Raw genomic sequence first — 19,122 nt, forward strand, 5'->3', positions numbered from 1 at the left:
TACCTATGCAACTGCAGATTCAGCTTGTATTTCTATTGTTGCAATTAGTGTTTCAATCATCAGTAAAACATCATCTTGTTCACGCGCATCAATGGCAAACAGCGGAAATTGTTTTTGATGGATCTGCATCCAATCACGGTAAATTTTGAGCTTATGCTGATCTTCTTGATCTAAATGCGTAATGCCAACCACTACATTTGACCCATACTGCTCAAATGCTTTTAAATAAAACTCTAAATCCTTTAAACGATCTGCTTGGCTATGATCGATTAAGATCACGATTCCTATTGCACCCTTGCAGACAATAGACCACATAAAATCAAAACGATCTTGGCCTGGAGTACCGTACAGGCCTATCTGCGTACCGTCTTCAAGGCTAATTTCACCGTAATCAATACCCACAGTCGTCAAAAATTTATGGTGCGCTGCAGTATCAGTGTTTACTGCTTCTGTCGTCACGACAGGAATATCAGACAATGCTTGAATGGCAGCAGATTTTCCTGCCCCCATGGTTCCCCCGAAAACAATTTTGTATTGCTGTAGTATCATCAAGAAGTCCCAAGAACAATAAAATGCCTAATACGTCACATTATATTTAATTTTATTGACAAAAAACATCATATTTTAAACTATTTAGTAAAATCCACTTACATATCTCCCTACTTTTTGTATAACTTTTGAGCTTTTTTATACAAAAGTATACTATTTAACTTTGCTTAAGTATCTGTCTTTTCTTGTTATTTAAATTAAATAATAAGAATCATACTCAGTTAGGGCGTGATTGGCATTTTTTACCAAGCAAAATTCAATCTATAACTTAGATCAAAAAATACATTTGAAAGATTTTTTCCAATCAACAAAACAAGAAACTTCACGTTTTCCTATGTTTAGCCGATGGTTTCTTCGCTTAATTTCTGTATCCAAACGTCATGAACTGATTTAAACGAAAGGTTACGTGTCGATTTTGATTCTTTATTGAGGCTGGAACTGTAAGCTTTGGCTTATTCGAATAAAGGATAAGTTTTTTCTAGTGGCTTATTTTCATTACGAAATTAAACTGGTAAAGCTCACAGAGCTGTAATCACGATGAGCTTTGAAGAGGCTTCAGTTATTCGATGCATTTATCTCACTAACGTTCTCATCATAAAAAAATCCTCCAAAGCCTTGGAGGATTTTCGGTGCTGATTGAAAGCAAACTTACACTTACACACTCGCCTGACGCTGTTGTCTTGACGCTGGCAAAAGTTCTTCAAACCTCTGCATCAGTTCAGGGTTTTCAAGTTGCCATTTCGGCTGCTTGTCTTTATCAATCAGCAAGGCACGGACACCTTCAAGCATGTCACCCTGCTCAAACCAAATATCTTGTAAATCGCGCTCCAACTGCATGCACTGTTCTAACGATAGCCCGCGCCCTACATGCTGAAGTTTTAGGCTGATTTGCTTGGCTAACAAAGAACACTGTTGTAAGTTTGCTAAGATCTTTTCAGCCCAATCCATATAATCACTATCTAATGTATTGGCAAGGCTGTCTTCAATTTGAGCCAATTCAGCATGAGAAAAATGCTGGCGAATCGCATCTTCATACTGTTTTAATTCACTAGGCGCAGGTTCTTTTAAATAACGTGCAATGGTCTGTTCAATAGATTGTTGGGTTAATTGCGCGGCATGTCCCAGTTCTGTTTGTAACTGCTGTAACTGTTCACTCGGTACTAAATAATCGATTAAATCTAAGTGCAAAGCATCACTACTACTAATCTGTTCACCCGTAACAGCCATGTACACACCGATATCGTCTAAACGAGACAGAAAATGGGTTGCGCCCACATCGGGGAAAAAGCCAATCACGGTTTCTGGCATGGCAAAACGTGATCTTTCACTGCTAACAATAATCTGGCAAGCTTGTGCCAAACCAAAACCACCACCCAAAACATAGCCATCTAAAAACACCAATACAGGTTTCGCATATTGGCGCAGGCTTTTTAGCATGTGATATTCATCGGCAAAATAGCGCTGATAATTGGCAGTTCCATTTTGATAACTGTCATATAGGAAGCGAATATCCCCGCCTGCACAAAAGGCTTTCGGGCTATTGGAGTTAATCAAGATGGCTTGAACTTGTTCGTCCTCGCGCCACAGTTCTAGCTGCTGGCTAATGCCATGAATCATACTTAAGGACAGTGCATTCAGATGACTCGCGCGATCTAGCGTAATCACACCCAAATGTCCTTGGAGGCTGATCTGTAAATTATTTTCCATGCGCAGACTCCTTATTTATTGATTTTTAAATTGGGCTGGTCGCTTTTCCACAAAGGCTTTCATGCCTTCTTTCTGGTCAGCTGTTGCAAAGATGGAATGGAAAGTACGACGCTCAAAGCGTAATCCTTCACTTAAACTCACTTCAAAAGCACGATTAATGCTTTCTTTAATCATCATGGTGGCAGTGAGGGATCGTTGCGCAATTTTTTCCGCAGCCTCTAAGGTATAGACCAATAATTCTTCTTTCGGTAGCACACGCGCCACTAAACCACTTTGCTCTGCCTCAACTGCGCCCATTTGCCGTGCGGTTAAACACATCTCCATAGCTTTGGCTTTACCCAATGCCAACGTTAAACGCTGTGTTCCGCCAATACCTGGAATCACACCGAGTGTCACCTCAGGCAAACCAAATTTGGCATTCTCCGCGCAATAGATAAAATCGCACATCAATGCCAATTCACAACCGCCCCCCAATGCATAACCACTTACCGCAGCGATTAATGGTTTACGACGCTGCGCAATTCGATCTGCCAAATGGAAAAAATCATCAAAATAGATATTCGGGAAATTCAGCTCGGCCATTTCTTTAATATCGGCACCCGCGGCAAAGGCTTTTTCCGAACCCGCCAACACCATACAGCCAATTTCAGCATCGCGTTCAAACTGGTCTAAGGCTTGGTTAATTTCAGCAATCAGTTGACTATTCAAGGCATTTAACGCTTGAGGACGGTTCAAGGTAATCACCCCGACGCCTTTACGCTTTTCAACTAGAATCGTGTCCCACTGTAAATCTTCGATGAATGTTTTTTCCCACTGCATGTTGCAATCCTTTCTGTATAGACCAATGCACACATACCTTTAAAATCTCGTGATCACTCACATGTGCAAGGGTCAGTTTTTTCGATATTGGCTTTATAAACTACGGGCAATCACTAAGCGTTGAATATCACTGGTGCCTTCGTAAATCTGACAAATTCGGGCATCACGATAAATCCGCTCAATCGGGAAATCTTTCAGATAGCCGTAACCCCCAAAGATTTGTAAGGCATTTGAACAAACCCGCTCGGTCATTTCAGAGGCAAATAATTTCGCCATCGAAGCTTCAGTCAAACACGGTTGACCCGCTTCTTTTAAACGTGCCGCCTGATGTACCAACTGTCGTGCCGCGGCAATTTCTGTTGCCATACTGGCCAGTCGGAACGACACCGCTTGCTGCTCGAAAATGGGCTTCCCAAAAGCTACACGCTCTTTGGCATAACGCGTCGCTTCCTCCAAAGCGGCACGCGCCAATCCAACAGCCTGTGCGGCAATGCCAATACGTCCACCTTCCAGATTCGACAAGGCAATTTTTAAGCCTTCGCCTTCTTTGCCCAATAACAGACTTTTGTGCACACGCACATCAGTCAAGGCAATTTGGCAGGTGTCAGAGGCATGTAAACCCAATTTTTCTTCGACCCGAATCACTTCATAACCCGGCGTATTACGCGGGACTAAAAAAGCACTCATGCCTTTTTTCCCAGCGCTCGGATCGGTCACAGCAAACACGATAATCACGCCTGCATTGTGCCCTGAAGTAATAAATTGCTTGGCACCATTGATGATATAATGGTCACCATCTTTCACGGCGCGGGTTTTAATGGCTGCGGCATCAGAACCGGTATGTGGTTCAGTCAGTGCAAAAGCGCCAATCATTTCCCCTTTGGCTAAAGGCACGAGAAATTGCTGCTTTTGCTCCTCAGTACCAAATTTCAAAATCGGCACGCAACCGACTGAATTATGTACACTCATAATGGCCGATGTCGCACCATCGGCAGCCGCAATTTCTTCTAGCGCCAGTACATAGGCCAAGTTGCCAGTTGCCGAACCACCCCATTCTTCAGGCACCAACATACCCATAAAACCCAATTGCCCCATTTGCTGTAAGGCTTGGGCAGGAAAAGTCCCCTGTCGGTCCCACTCACTGGCATAGGGTTTAATTTGTTCTTGGGCAAAGCTTTTTGCCATATCCTGAATCAAGACTTGTTCTTCAAAAAACATACCTTGTCGATCCCACTCACTGGTATTCGGTTTCATCTGTTCTTGGGCAAAACTTTTCGCCTTGTCCTGACTCAGGACGTGTTCCTCAGTGAATTGCATAAATCCTTTCCTTACAATCTCTTCAATTTAAACAGTAGCCGCAGTTTGTTGTTTAGCAATTTCCTGATTGCGCAGTAAAAAGCGTTGAATCTTCCCACTTGGTGTTTTTGGAAGTTCAGTCACAAACTCAATCAAACGCGGATAGGCATGGGCAGATAAGCGTTTTTTCACAAATTGGCTCAGTTCATTTTCGAGTTCAGTACTGGCTGCACTTTCACCAGATAAAATCACAAAAGCTTTAATGACTTCTGTACGCTCAGGATCAGGCACACCAATCACAGCGGCTTCAATCACTGCATCATGCTCTAGCAATGCACTTTCCACATCAAAGGGACCTACGCGATAGCCTGAAGTGGTAATCACATCATCACTGCGCCCGACAAAACTCATGCTGCCATCAGTATGTATTTCAGCGGTATCACCCGTTAAATAATAATGTCCAATAAAGGGTGATTTACGACTTTCTTGATAGCCGCCAAACCACATCATCGGAGATTGGCTAATATCCACCGCTAAAATTCCCGGGCTATCGGCACCTAACTCCTGACCTTGTTCATCCAAAGCGACAACACGATAGCCGGGACTGGCAAAACCTGCCGAACCTGCGCGAACCTCATGTTCCAGCGCATGGTGATTACACACCACCATCCCAACTTCGGTTTGGCCATAATGATCAAAGATCGGGGCATCTAACACTTGTTTGAACCAGCGAAACACTTCAGGATTCAATGGCTCACCTGCACTGCTAACGACACGGAATTTGCCGTGCAATTTTGCCATTTGCTTCGGATCAGCCGCCATCATCATGCGGTAGGCTGTGGGTGCACCTGCCAAATTATTCACGCCATAGTCTTGGACAATTTGACATAAGCTATCTGCAGTAAATGCGCCTTCATAAAAAATGGTTGGATGACCCAATAAGAGCGGGCCAGTAATGCCGTAATACAATCCATAGGCCCAACCCGGATCAGCAATATTCCAAAACGAATCTTCAGCTCTTAAACCAATCGCATCTTGCATATAGGCACCAAATGCAATCAGCGCTTTGAGTGGAACTTGCAAGGGTTTAGCAGGGCCTGTTGTGCCTGAAGTGAACATCAACAAGAACGGATCTTGGATGTTCATCATCACCAATTCGCATTGATCAGATTGGCGATTGACCTCTGCCCAGAAACTATAATCCCCCTGATACAGTCCTGTGCCTTTGGCTCCCGTGACCGTCACAATTGCAGGGCAGCCTTCTACTTCTTGCAATTTGTCACGATTACCCACATCAGTGACCACCAACTTACTCTGAGCCAGTTGTAAACGGTGCTCAATGGCTTTCGGGCCAAACGCAGTAAATAAAGGTTGATAGACTGCACCGATTCGCCATGCCGCTAAAATGGTAATAATCAGCTCAGGCGTGCGTGGCAATAAACCCGAAACACGATCACCTTTGCTTACCCCTTGCGACTTTAAAAAGTTGGCAAACTGACTGGCACGTTGTTGTAACTCTCGAAAAGTATATTGCTCTTTACGACCATCTTTACCCTGCCAAAACAAAGCAATCTGCCCCGGCAAAGCATGCCGATCACAGCACTCATAACACGCATTCAGCACATCGACTGAACCTGATAGAAACCGTTGCGCAGCCTGCTGTAAATCAAAGCTTTGCTGCGCTTGTTGATAATTTGAAGTCATCCTTTCACCTCAGTCACATTTTTTGTTATTCACGACAAGGGTTTTTTATCGGGTGCACTCATTGCACCCTTTCATTTCTTTTGAATCAACTTTCTCGGGGTAAGTATTGCTGGATAATGCTGGAAAAATCTAAATGCGCATTGCCTTGCAAACACAGTTGTTGATACAGCTGCTGTGCTAAACCACCAAGTAGTACAGGTTGCTTGACTTGGCCTGCCGCTTCAATGGCCAAACCTAAATCTTTGAGCATGAGTTGTGAGGCAAATCCGTCGGTATAACCACGTCCTGCGGGTGCATTTGGACTAATATCGGGCCAAGGATTACAGATTTCAGAACTCCAGCAACGACCACTTGAACTATTGATCACCCCTGCAAGCGCATGCGTATCAATGCCCAACCGGCTGCCCAAAGCCATGCCTTCTGCCACGGCCGCCATGGAAATGCCCAAAATCATGTTATTGCAAATCTTCGCAATTTGCCCTGCACCCACCGCACCACAGTGCACGGTGTTTTTGCCCATAAAGCTTAAAATCGGCTGCACGCGCTCATAAGTTGTATCATCAGCACCGACCATAAAGGTTAGGGTGCCTGCTTTGGCGCCAATAGTGCCACCAGAAACGGGGGCATCACAAACCTGAATCTGGCGCTGCTGTCCTTCGGCAGCCACATCTTTAATGGTTTGCGGGTCGATGGTACTCGAGTCAATACAGAGACTACCTGCACGCATTACCGCCAGAATTCCCGTTTCACCCAAATACACATCACGTACATGCTTGGCTGCGGGCAACATACTGATGACGACATCTGCTTGCTCAGCCGCAGCTTGCGGACTGTCACAAATAATCCCACCACTTTCAGCAAACTGTTGTAAGGCTTTTTCACTCAAGTCATAACCTAACACTGTTTGCCCTGCTTTGAGCAGGTTCTGTGCCATCGAACCGCCCATATTCCCTAAACCAATGAAAGCTATCTTCATCTCGCTACTCCTTAGCGTAAACTGATGGTGGTATTGACTTCCCCTGCTTCTTGGCTGTCTTCAAACCAACGGCTGGTGATGGTTTTGGTTTGTGTATAGAACTGAACCGCTTGTTTGCCATAAGGGCCTAGATCACCCAATTTCGAGCCACGTGAACCTGTAAAGCTAAAGAATGGCACAGGGACTGGAATTGGAATATTGATACCCACCTGACCAATATCAATACGGTTTTGGAAAGTCCGTGCCACTGCACCACTTTGAGTAAATAAGCCCACACCATTGCCAAATGGATTGGCATTCACCAGTTCAATCGCCTCATCCAACGTCTCGACACAGAGAATCGTCAGTACAGGACCAAAGATTTCTTCTTTATAAATGCGCATATCCGTGGTGACATGGTTAAACACCGTTGCCCCGACAAAGTTGCCATTTTCATAGCCTTTGACTTGAATATCACGACCATCCAGCAGTAATTCAGCACCTTGTTCTACACCACTGTTAATCAGATCAATCACACGGGCTTTGGCACGCGGTGAAATCACAGGGCCAATGTCCGTATTCGGCTCATGTCCTGCATTCACACTCAAGGTCTTCGCTTTTGCAACCAACTCATTGATCCAATGTTTACTGTCACCGACCATGACTGCAACCGAAAGCGCCATGCAACGTTGCCCTGCTGCACCAAATGCTGCACCGACCATGGCATTTAAGGTTTGTTCTTTATTGGCATCAGGCATTACGACCACATGGTTTTTCGCGCCCATCATCGATTGCACGCGCTTGCCATGTTGACCTGCCAAGTTATAGACATGCGTACCAACCGCAGTTGAGCCCACAAAAGAAATGGCTTTAATGTCTTGATGCGTACACAGGGCATCGACCACCTCTTTGCCACCATGCACCACATTCAGTACGCCTGCGGGAATACCTGCTTCGATTGCCAACTCGACCAACATCATGGTGGAGAGCGGATCTTGTTCAGATGGCTTCAAAACAAAGGTATTACCGCAGACGATTGCCATTGGGAACATCCACAAAGGAATCATCGCAGGGAAGTTAAATGGCGTAATGCCTGCACATACACCTAAAGGTTGTTGCAAGGTATAGGTATCTACGCCACGTGCCACACCTTCGGTATATTCGCCCATTTGCAAAGTGCCAATTGAACACGCATGTTCCACCACTTCCAAACCACGCTGAATATCACCTTCAGCGTCGGCCAAAGTTTTACCTTGTTCTGCTGTGAGTACCTGTGCAATTTTCTTGGCATTGTCACGAATCAGTTGCTGTAGTTTCAGCATAATGCGCATACGCGCTTGAATCGGGGTTTCTCTCCAGCTGGCAAATGCCGCTTTTGCTGAGCTAATCGCAGCTTGGATTTCCTCAGGCGTTGCAAAAGGGACTAAACCAACCACTTCTTGGGTTGCAGGGTTGATAATGTCTTGCCATTTCTGGGTTTTAGACTCGACAAACTCACCGTTAATCAATAATTTAGCTGTGGTGATTTGGATTTTAGAAACCGTATTCATAACCTCTCCATAGGCATTCATTTTTATTGTGTTACTGTTGAAACATACGACTTAAAACGTATATTCAATTTCTGCGTTTCAACTCAGACTAGCAAAGAAAACTTTGACCACCAATGCAGATTGGTGCACGATAGTTGTGCAATTTTGCACAGGATGTGGAAAATAAAAAATGAAAGTAGATTGGGATCATCTGCAGTTTTTTTTGGTCTTGGCACGCGCTAAAACCCTGACCAATGCAGCACGGATTATTGGCGTCGAGCACAGTACTGTGGCACGGCGGGTACAGTCTTTAGAAGTTGCTTTAGGCACACCACTGTTTAAACGTGAAGCCACAGGCTATGAACTCACCGTCGATGGCATGGCTCTGGTTCCGCGCGTAGAGCAAATGGAACAGGCCTTTTTGCAAATTCAGAAACCACAACAGCCTCTTGAAGGTCGTGTGCGAATTGGCGCACCTGAGGGTTTCGGCACAGCGTTTTTAACCCAGTTATTGGCCGAACTGTCATTGAAATTTCCACTGCTCACGATCGATCTGATTCCTGTACCGAAGATGATGAAGCTGTCGCATCGTGAAGCGGATATTGTGATTTCAATTGACCGTCCAAAATCAGGTCCCTACATCATTACCCGACTGACCGATTACTGTTTAAAAATTTATGGCAGCAAGCGCTATCTGGCACAGCATCCGCCTATTCAGCGGATGGAAGATTTAGCGACCCATCGCTTTGTCAATTATATTGATGATCTGATTTATAGTTCGGAGCTGTATTGCTTAGAACGGCTACCCATTCCTTTGACGGCAAATTTTCGCAGTAGCAGTATTTTGGCCCAACAAATCGCAGTCAATGCAGGAGCTGGATTGGCCATTTTGCCGCAATTTCTAGCCCATGACCAACCCGACTTAGAACAAGCATTGCCCGAACAGGTACGCTTCACACATACCTTTTGGATGCTGACTTTTGTCGACCTACAACACGAGCCACGGATTAAATTGGTCTGGGATTATTTGCGTAAACAAGCCGACTTAAAACAAGGCATGCTGATGGATTAAATCATCTACAGTAGGTTCTTATTTATATTCTCCCGTCGCAATGCGTCGAGCCAGTTGTTCCAAACGATCGACTTTTTGGCGTTGTGGTAAAACGTGGCAAACCATCTCGGCGGTATAATCCACAGCAGTATTGGGAATCAGCGGTCGAGTCTGACTTGTTGCATAGTCTTGACTACTGAGTAACGAGCCATTTTTTTTAAAATTGGCAGATGAATGAATACTATAGACTTCATTGTCACAGCCAACCCTGTATAGTGCGAGTGAGTAATCCCCTAACTCCAAGCCGTCTTTTTCTTTGTCACTCTTAATGAGATATTTGACCCAATACTCAACTTCATTACGACTCGTATCAAGCATTCTAACTCGATCAAAATCGACATAAACATATTGTGAGCGATCATAATTGGCATTCACAAACGTCCATTCGGCAAACGCAGATCCTCCCCACAATACACAAAGAAAACCCAATAAAATACGACTTAACACATCACTATCCCCCAAGATAGACGGGCAAGATTATAGCGACTCCCTTAGATAAAGCACATTAAAAACCAAACTAACATACTGAAATATATCTATTTAATTGATTTTAAAAAGTGAATTTCAACACATATATCCGCGCTTAATTACAACTAACTATCATTCTATATCGACTTTGTGGCTTTTTTTGCACACACATATAGCAGATCGTATTTGTCTGCTGAAAAATCAAATTGTATTTCGAAGAAATGATCTTCTAGGCATAAAATATACAAGGTATTTTATAACGCTGTTTTAATAAAATGAGACAGCAAGATATTATCGATAATGAGTAAAATAACTACATTCAACTCTCGATTTTTATTGCGTTATTCACGATAGAACAATCTATTTCTAAAAAAAAATTATTAAATATTTTTCTATTTTCAGCATCATTTTTTCTTTTCAAATTCATTACTTAATGTATGCGTGATGATGTAAGTATAATTAAAAAAAGCCCCCTGTAACTACAGAGGGCTTTTCAAATTTGGCGGAAGCGGTGAGATTCGAACTCACGGAGGGGTATAAGCCCTCGTCGGTTTTCAAGACCGGTGCATTAAACCGCTCTGCCACGCTTCCATGTGCGCCATCATACGGAGCTTTTGTTTTGATGACAAGTAAAACTTACCGTCAAAGCAACCAACTGCATATTGTTTCATCAAAAGCTTATAATTTCGAGGCGATTTCGGCACCTTCACGAATCGCACGCTTCGCATCTAGCTCAGCTGCCAATTTAGCACCACCAATAATGTGATAATTCGCTAACATATTTTGCTCAGCACTTGGCATCAGATCCTTCACAGACTCCTGTCCTGCACACACAACGATAGTATCAACACGGAGCAATTGATCTTGTCCTGCCATATCGACCCAAAGCCCTTCATCAGTCACAGCTTTGTACTGAACCCCACGTAACATACGTACTGCATGCTTTTTCAACTGTGCACGGTGTACCCAGCCCGAAGTTTTTCCCAAACCTGCTCCAAGTGCAGAGGTTTTACGTTGTAATAAATAAATCTCACGAACAGGCGGATGAACTTCTGCGGCCTGCGTGCCTCCTTCAGAAACATAATTCGGGTTTGGATCTACACCCCATTCACGTTGCCAATCTGCAAGTGGTTGTGGCTGAGGTTGATGCTCAGGTTTCAATAAATACTCAGACACATCAAAACCAATCCCTCCAGCACCAATCACCGCAACTTTTCGACCGACAGGTGCGCCGCGTAACACTTCTGCATAAGACAAAACTTGCGGTGAATCACTCCCTTCGATACGTAATGCGCGTGGCACAACACCTGTTGCAATAATAATTTCTTCAAAGCCTTCACGCTCAAGCTGCTCGCGATTCACCTTGGTGTTTAAACGTAAGTCGACGCCAGTTTTTTCAATCTGTACTTTGAAATAACGAATGGTCTCATGAAACTCTTCTTTACCGGGTACAACTTTTGCCAAATTGAACTGTCCACCCACTTCATGACTTGCTTCAAACAATGTCACTTGGTGTCCACGACTGGCTGCAACTGTCGCTGCCGACATACCTGCAACACCACCACCCACAACCGCAACTCGTTTCGGTTGTTTCGCTTTCAAATAAACCAACTCAGTTTCAAACGCCGCACGCGGGTTGACTAAACAAGTAGCACGTTGGTTTTTAAAAGTATGATCTAAGCATGCTTGGTTACAAGCGATACACGTATTGATTTCATCAACACGATTGGTTGCTGTTTTATTCACCCAAAAAGCATCAGCCAATAACGGACGCGCCATTTGCACCATATCAGCTTTGCCCGATGCCAAAATCTCTTCTGCCGTGTCTGGCATATTAATACGATTTGAAGCAATCACTGGCACAGCCACATGCTTTTTCACTTCCGCTGTATAATCAACAAAAGCTGCACGTGGCACAGAAGTCACAATGGTTGGAATACGTGCTTCATGCCAGCCAATCCCTGTATTCAACAAGGTAATGCCTGCTTTTTCTAGTGCTTGCGCAATAGTAATTACTTCTTGCATGGTATTGCCATCATGCACCAAATCCAGCAATGACAAACGGAAGCAAATAATAAATTTCTCACCGACTTGTGCACGTATCCCTTTGACGATTTCGACCGCAAAACGCATACGGTTTTCAATCGGCCCACCCCAACGGTCTTTACGTTGGTTCACATGACGGCTTAAGAATTGATTCAGTAAATAACCTTCTGAACCCATAATTTCTACACCATCATAGCCCGCCTTTTTGGCAAGACTGGCACAGTTAACATAGTCATCAATGGTATTCAAAATTTGCTTTTCAGACATTTGACGCGGTTTAAATGGCGAAATCGGTGACTTGATTGGGCTGGCAGAAACCACAAAAGGTTGGTAGCCATAACGTCCAGCATGCAAAATTTGCATTAAAATTTTTGCGCCATGTTTATGTACTGCATGTGTCACTAAACGATGCGGAGCAATATCCCCCAGCGTATTCATCGTTCCACCCGCAGGAAGGAGCCAACCTTGACGATTTGGAGAAATCCCGCCTGTAATGATCAGACCAACACCGCCTTTAGCACGCTCACCGAAATATGCTGCCAATTTTAGATAATTATAAAAACGATCTTCCAAGCCCGTATGCATGGAGCCCATCACCACACGGTTTTTAATGGTGGTAAAACCCAAATGTAAAGGTTTTAAAATATGTGCATAGCTATTGGTTGTCATCATGAATCCTTATCTTTGGCTTTGCAACTTGTTGCATACTACTTTAGCTGTTTTTTAAATTATTGGGATGACAATTTATAAAAAATTCTTGGCATCTACGGTCAATCCGACTGAACTCTCAAAAACATACGACAATAAAAAAACCAGTGACGTTGCCCTCACTGGTTTAGTTTTTTAGACCAAAGCCCTTTACTGCCAATGCTTCAGCTTACTGGTTTGACCAATGCCCACATTAAAACTATTGGTTGGATCAAGCTTTTCATAATGCGTTCGTAGTGCAGGTTTTGCTACATATAAATGTCCGACATTATGCTCGGCTGGGTATTCTGCCCCACGCGCATCCAGTAAATGCCACATTTGGTGTTCCATCGCCAAAGGATCCACGCCCTTTTTCACAATATAGTCCTGATGAAACACATGACATAAAAAGTGACCATAATAGAGTTTATGAACAATCAGATCATCCATCTCTTTGGGTAGGGTTTCCACCCACTCTCGATCATTACGACGCAATGCAATATCCAGAGCCACAATATCTTCAACTTCAGAACGGTGCGTATCTCTATAACGAATTGCTGCACCTGCAACGGCAAAGCGATGTAAAAATGCTTTACGTCCTTCTTCCTCGGTACAGTGGAAAAAATCACCTGAGGTTTTATCTTGAAAATAGCATTTTAAAAAGCTTTCAACTTGCTCGACATCTTGATTTTCAATCCGAATAACCAAATGGTGTTCATACAGGTCACGAAAAGTATTCATCCGTTTCGGTAAATGATTGGGCAGAAATTTGGTCACCAGCTGCAAAACTTTATCTGACAGTCCTTTCATACCAAATTTTTCTAAGTACGCATCGACCTTATCTTTCATTGCAAATGCAGCAGGTACTTTGGCTGTGCCGAGTTTTTCAATGAACATGAAGGTGTCTTTACCGTACTCCGCCCCAATGTCATAAGCCACGCGGTGGATATATTCCCCTGCAATCGGCAATCGCGGCAAATCTTTTAGTAAAAAACGGCGGATTTCAGTCAAATCATCATGTGAATTTGTACCCACGTAAAATACCTGACTTGGAATTTTTTCAAACGTATCCAAACGTACGGCAAAGACACATACTTTACCTGCTGAACCCGATGCTTCATATAAACGAGACGGATCGGCATTAAAACGCGCGGGCGTATTTTCATCCACTTGTTTAACATCATGTCCATAACGATGGTCCGATGCGCAGCAGCCTGAGTTATTGATAATATCACCGATTTGATAATCTTTTGTTTCAAGTTTGCTTAGAATTTCTTCAGGTGTTTCTCCGAGATTTACCCCTAGATGATTCACCAACTCTAACTGACCATCATCATTGACACGGGCATACAATGCCAGCTCAGTATAAGCAGGACCACGGCGCACCAAAGCACCGCCTGAGTTATTACAGACGCCACCTAAAACTGAAGCTCCAATACACGATGAACCAATCACCGAGTGTGGCTCCCGATTAAATGGCACCAATTCTTTTTCAAGTCGATCTAGTGTTGCACCAGGTAGACAAATCACTTGTTGACCGTCATTAATGACCTGAATGCCAATCAAACGACGCGTGCTGATCAGAACCACAGGACGGTCATAGTCATCGCCAAAAGGCGTTGAACCACCGGTCAAACCTGTATTGGCTGCTTGCATAATCACAATACAATCTGCATCAACAGCCGCTTGCAGTACTTGCCACTGTTCAAGTAATGACCCCGGTGCAACAACAGCCAGTACTTTCCCTGCACCGTAACGACGACCTTGGCGGTATAAACGTGTGTCTTTATCGTCAGTTAAAACATGTTGTTTACCAACAATAGTGATGAGTTTTTGAACAGTTTGCTGTGGAGATAATTGAGTTTGCATAAGGAGTTTTCCTATTCCAAATTTTAATTAAGGAATAATGTTTATTTTATTCATTTATTTAATTTCTTATATTCGAATTCAAAGTGCAAAGATAAATTCCATATTTGAAATCCCCCTATATCCCCCTTTTCCAAAAGGGGACTTTTCTTTTACCTAGATCAATTCAAGTAAAAACAAGCCCCTCCGTTTACAAAGGGAGAGTATTGCAAATTTTACAATCAATTAATTTGCAACATTCCCCTCTTTTATAAAGAGGGGTTAGGGGAGATTTACATTGTGAATTAAAACAACTTCACACTATCCATTTTCATACAATAGAAATTATTAAAAACTTACTCAGCCAATTCTTTTTCTAACTTCACCAAACAATCTGAAGTAATATCAGCAATGGTTTTTGCACCTGTTAAAGTCATTGCCACACGCATTTCTTTATCAATTAAATCAAGCAAATTTGAAACACCCTCACCGCCTGCCGCACCTAAAGCATAAACAAAGGCACGACCGAGCATACACGTGTCCGCACCCATCGCCAGCATACGTACCACGTCTAAACCATTACGAATACCAGAGTCTGCAAGGATTTTAATATCACCCTTGACTGCATCTGCAATTGGTGGAAGCGCACGTGCAGAAGATAAAACACCATCGAGCTGACGACCACCATGGTTTGAAACCACAATCCCATCTGCACCGAAACGCACTGCATCTTTGGCATCTTCAGGATCCAGAATTCCTTTAATGACCATTGGACCATCCCAAAACTCACGAATCCACTCAAGGTCTTTCCACGAAATAGACGGATCGAAGTTAGAACCTAACCAACCAATATAATCTTCTAGACCTGTCGGTTTGCCTAAGTATTTAGAAATATTGCCCAAGTCATGCGGACGTCCCATCATGCCGACATTCCACGCCCAATGTGGGTGGAAACATGACTGCATATAACGACGCATTGCTGCATTTGGGCCACTCATACCCGAGTGGGCATCACGGTAACGCGCGCCCGGAACAGGCATATCCACGGTAAACACCAACGTTGAACATCCTGCTGCTTTAGCACGTTCCAAAGCATTTTTCATAAAGCCACGATCACGTAGTACATAGAGCTGGAACCACATTGGACGTTGAATCGCAGGTGCCACTTCCTCAATTGGACATACTGAAACGGTAGAAAGCGTAAACGGAATACCCTTTTTATCTGCAGCAACCGCAGCTTGAACTTCACCGCGGCGTGCATACATGCCTGTTAAACCTACAGGAGATAATGCAACAGGCATCGACAAAGTTTCATCAAACAGCTTGGTCTCTAAACTTAACTGTGACATGTCGTTCAGTACACGCTGGCGCAAAGCAATTTTTGATAAATCTTCTACATTACGCTTCAGGGTATATTCTGCATACGCACCACCATCGATGTAATGGAATAAAAATGGCGGTAAACGACGTCGTGCCGCTTCACGGTAGTCATTGGCAGAAGAAATAATCATGCTTATATCCTGTTTAATCGACTGGCACGCTGACGACGAGCTTCTTCCTCATCAATCATGCGCACCTGTTGTACTACAAACTCAATGTGTCCACAGACTGCCTTACGTGCAGCTTCTGGATCACGACGTTCAATTGCATTCATGACTTGAAAGTGCTGATCATGCAATTGATCAAAACGGTGTGCTTCGCTATAGACTTTTCGGCGTCCCAAAGCGACGTTGAACTGCAACAAATCAAACAAACCACGCATCATCTGAATCAAAACCAAATTATGAGATGCTTCAGCAATCGCTAAATGAAATTTCGCATCTGCGCGAGCCGCCTCGTCATCATTTCCCAAAGCCTGAAAATGGTTAATCTGATCATAATGATGTCGGATGTTCACCAGATCTTCTTGGGTTGCGCGTTGTGCTGCATACCAAGTTGTTCCACCTTCTAAAATAATGCGCGCCTCTTGCACATCAAATCGGTAGGCAGGATCCTCACTCATCAAATTACTAATCGGTTGTACGATTTGATAACTGGACCAAGTTGCTGGTAATTGTTTTAAAAAAGTCCCCGCCCCCACTTTGCTGACCAACATACCCATGCTGGTCAACTGCGAAATGGCCTCTCTTAAAGAAGAGCGAGAGACTTGAAGCTGTTCACACAGTTTTCTTTCAGCAGGCAGACGGTCTCCAACTTGCATATTGCTTTGTTCAATCAATACACGCAGGCTTTGTACAGCTTTATCGGAGACTTTCATCTGCTTTCCTTAACGTTGATATACAATTTGTGTTATGGAATCATCCATGGGAACACATAGGCTTGTAGAGTAATCATAATACCCATCATAATTGTGAACGTTATACTGTGTTTTAAGGTAAAACGGAATAAATCAGACTCTTTACCAACCAGTCCTACCGCCGCACACGCAATCGCAATCGATTGAGGTGAAATCATCTTACCGGTCACACCACCACTGGTATTGGCTGCCACCAGTAAAACTTCTGGCACACCAATTTGCTGAGCTGTAGTAGCCTGAAGTGCTGAAAACAGTGCATTGGCAGAGGTATCTGAACCCGTGAGGAATACACCCAACCAACCCAAGAAAGGCGAGAAGAACGTAAATGCCGAACCTGTATGTGCAAGGGCCAAAGCCAAGGTTGAAGACATACCCGAATAGTTTGCGATAAAAGCAAAAGACAACACCATACCAATTGAATAAATGGGAACTTTCAATTCATTCAGGGTTTCACCAAAAGTTACCACAGCATCTTTCGGTTTCATCTTCAAATAGGCAATGGTGATCAATGCTGCAATAAAGATCGCAGTTCCTGTCGCCGAGATCCAATCAAACTTGTAAATCGCGTCATAGTCTTTAATTTCAGCAACCACAGGCGGCATTTTTTGAATCATTTGATGCAAAAATGGTACTTTGATTGAAATCACGAGATCATGCAATGCACCGTCTTTGGCAAATAAATCCTTAAACGGTTTCACACTCCAGATCGTCACCATCACAGTTAAAATCGCGAATGGAGACCATGCTTTTGCAATTTGTCCTACAGTGTATTTTTGCTGTTTTTGTGCAGCCACATCTTCACTCATCGTTGCGTCTTGATCTGCAAAACGGAAAATGTGCTTCGGCTGCCAGTATTTAAACAAAATTGTTAAAGAAATCAGGGATGCAATTGCAGCCGTAATATCGGGTAATTCTGGACCAACAAAGTTAGAAGTTAAGTATTGCGCAATTGCAAAGCTACTTGCACCCACCACAACTGCTGGCCATGTTTCTTTAACCCCGCGCCAGCCGTCCATAATCGCCATAATCCAGAACAACACGATTGGTACCATAAATGGTAGCTGACGGCCCACCATTTGGCTGATTTCCATCGTATCGACACCAGAGACTTGTCCAGCAACAATAATTGGAATACCCATTGCACCAAAAGCCACAGGTGCTGTGTTTACGATTAGACACAGACCTGCTGCATATAACGGTTTAAAGCCTAAACCGACTAATAATGCTGCGGTAATCGCCACAGGAGCACCAAAGCCTGCCGCACCCTCTAAGAAGGTACCGAAAGCAAAACCTACCAACAGCATTTGTAAACGCTGATCTTCAGTAATTGAGAGAATAGAAGAACGAATGATGTCGAACTGGCCTGTCTTCACTGAAATTTTATACAGGAACACCGCACCAATAATGATCCATGCAATCGGCCATAAACCGTAGAGGAAACCATAAGCCATCGATGCGAATGCCATCAGCACAGGCATCTTATAGGCAAATAAAGAGACAAGAAGTGCAAGTACTACGGTGATCGTACCTGCCACACTGCCTTTTAAACGAAATACCGCGAGCGCCAAAAAGAAGAAGATAATCGGAATCAGTGCTATTAGACTTGAAATCCAAATATTCCCCATCGGGTCATACATTTGCTGCCATTGAAGCATTGTCATCTCCTTGAAATGCTTACTAAGATTTAATTTTGAGCATATTATTGGCACTTTTGCCAATATTGGACAGACCAATATAAGCAACCGTAAAGAGAAACAAACCAATAATGACTTATACTTGGCTTATTTTGATTTAAAATGAAGTAAAACTTCAATTAAAAGTTAATATTGGTATGACCAATATTGGATGCCTTTATAAACTAGATCATATTTCAATCAAATTAATATCATTGTTTTTAATGATATTTTTATTAAAATAATGCCAACTCTAGACTTTAGTCTAATAATATAAAAAATAATCACCCAACTTAAATCTAGCTTAATACTCAAAAAATGGAAAAATCACACAATATTGGTAATACCAATTTAAACCCGAACTAATTTCACCTCTTTTCTGATTAATTTACAGCTTAAACATTTTCTAAAAAGACAAAAATTGAGCACACAATATA

At 43.2% G+C, this 19,122-nt stretch carries 14 protein-coding genes and 1 tRNA gene; 1 reads left to right on the top strand and 14 read right to left on the bottom strand.

Annotated elements, in window-relative coordinates:
- Positions 1–3: 3 nt before the first annotated feature.
- The 7 genes from F946_RS07360 to F946_RS07390 all read right to left on the bottom strand — a co-directional run bounded on the left by F946_RS07360 (position 4) and on the right by F946_RS07390 (position 8,580).
- Positions 4–549 carry a GTP-binding protein gene (locus F946_RS07360; RefSeq protein ID WP_004980731.1) on the bottom strand — a complete coding sequence of 182 codons (546 nt, stop codon included), beginning with the start codon at positions 547–549 and terminating at the stop codon, positions 4–6.
- Positions 550–1,203: 654 nt separating this feature from the next.
- Positions 1,204–2,262 carry an enoyl-CoA hydratase/isomerase family protein gene (locus F946_RS07365; RefSeq protein ID WP_171065403.1) on the bottom strand — a complete coding sequence of 353 codons (1,059 nt, stop codon included), beginning with the start codon at positions 2,260–2,262 and terminating at the stop codon, positions 1,204–1,206.
- 9 nt (positions 2,263–2,271) lie between these two features.
- A complete protein-coding gene (locus F946_RS07370; RefSeq protein ID WP_004980735.1) occupies positions 2,272–3,075 on the bottom strand; it encodes an enoyl-CoA hydratase in 804 nt (267 codons plus the stop codon).
- Between the two features lie 93 nt (positions 3,076–3,168).
- Positions 3,169–4,293, bottom strand: coding sequence for an acyl-CoA dehydrogenase family protein (locus F946_RS07375; RefSeq protein WP_035326884.1), 1,125 nt, complete (start codon positions 4,291–4,293; stop codon positions 3,169–3,171).
- Positions 4,294–4,419: 126 nt separating this feature from the next.
- On the bottom strand, positions 4,420–6,075 hold the full coding sequence (locus F946_RS07380) for an AMP-binding protein (protein ID WP_004980739.1): 1,656 nt from the start codon (positions 6,073–6,075) through the stop codon (positions 4,420–4,422).
- A gap of 85 nt (positions 6,076–6,160) precedes the next feature.
- Positions 6,161–7,051, bottom strand: a complete 891-nt coding sequence (gene mmsB / locus F946_RS07385) for a 3-hydroxyisobutyrate dehydrogenase (protein ID WP_004980740.1) — start codon at positions 7,049–7,051, stop codon at positions 6,161–6,163.
- An 11-nt stretch (positions 7,052–7,062) separates the two neighbouring features.
- The gene (locus tag F946_RS07390; RefSeq protein ID WP_004980741.1) at positions 7,063–8,580 is read right to left on the bottom strand and encodes a CoA-acylating methylmalonate-semialdehyde dehydrogenase; all 1,518 of its coding nucleotides are present in this window, start codon (positions 8,578–8,580) and stop codon (positions 7,063–7,065) included.
- 169 nt (positions 8,581–8,749) lie between these two features.
- On the opposite strand from F946_RS07390, the gene F946_RS07395 reads away from it, so the two are divergent.
- Positions 8,750–9,631 carry a LysR family transcriptional regulator gene (locus tag F946_RS07395; protein WP_004980742.1) on the top strand — a complete coding sequence of 294 codons (882 nt, stop codon included), beginning with the start codon at positions 8,750–8,752 and terminating at the stop codon, positions 9,629–9,631.
- 18 nt (positions 9,632–9,649) lie between these two features.
- On the opposite strand, the gene F946_RS07400 is transcribed toward F946_RS07395, so the two are convergent.
- The 7 genes from F946_RS07400 to lldP form a co-directional block, all read right to left on the bottom strand.
- Positions 9,650–10,117, bottom strand: a complete 468-nt coding sequence (locus tag F946_RS07400; protein WP_004980743.1) for a surface-adhesin E family protein — start codon at positions 10,115–10,117, stop codon at positions 9,650–9,652.
- A 521-nt stretch (positions 10,118–10,638) separates the two neighbouring features.
- Positions 10,639–10,729, bottom strand: a tRNA-Ser gene (locus tag F946_RS07405).
- Positions 10,730–10,816: 87 nt separating this feature from the next.
- The gene (locus tag F946_RS07410) at positions 10,817–12,853 is read right to left on the bottom strand and encodes an NADPH-dependent 2,4-dienoyl-CoA reductase (RefSeq protein WP_004980744.1); all 2,037 of its coding nucleotides are present in this window, start codon (positions 12,851–12,853) and stop codon (positions 10,817–10,819) included.
- A gap of 189 nt (positions 12,854–13,042) precedes the next feature.
- Positions 13,043–14,740 (bottom strand): D-lactate dehydrogenase, encoded by a 1,698-nt coding sequence (gene dld, locus F946_RS07415; protein ID WP_004980747.1) that lies wholly within the window; start codon positions 14,738–14,740, stop codon positions 13,043–13,045.
- Positions 14,741–15,072: 332 nt separating this feature from the next.
- A complete protein-coding gene (gene lldD / locus F946_RS07420) occupies positions 15,073–16,227 on the bottom strand; it encodes an FMN-dependent L-lactate dehydrogenase LldD (RefSeq protein ID WP_004980748.1) in 1,155 nt (384 codons plus the stop codon).
- A 2-nt stretch (positions 16,228–16,229) separates the two neighbouring features.
- A complete protein-coding gene (gene lldR, locus F946_RS07425; protein WP_004694009.1) occupies positions 16,230–16,973 on the bottom strand; it encodes a transcriptional regulator LldR in 744 nt (247 codons plus the stop codon).
- Positions 16,974–17,005: 32 nt separating this feature from the next.
- A complete protein-coding gene (gene lldP, locus F946_RS07430; protein WP_171065388.1) occupies positions 17,006–18,673 on the bottom strand; it encodes an L-lactate permease in 1,668 nt (555 codons plus the stop codon).
- Positions 18,674–19,122: the final 449 nt, after the last annotated feature.

Source organism: Acinetobacter johnsonii ANC 3681, from assembly GCF_000368805.1.
Classification (GTDB): Bacteria; Pseudomonadota; Gammaproteobacteria; order Pseudomonadales; family Moraxellaceae; genus Acinetobacter; species Acinetobacter johnsonii.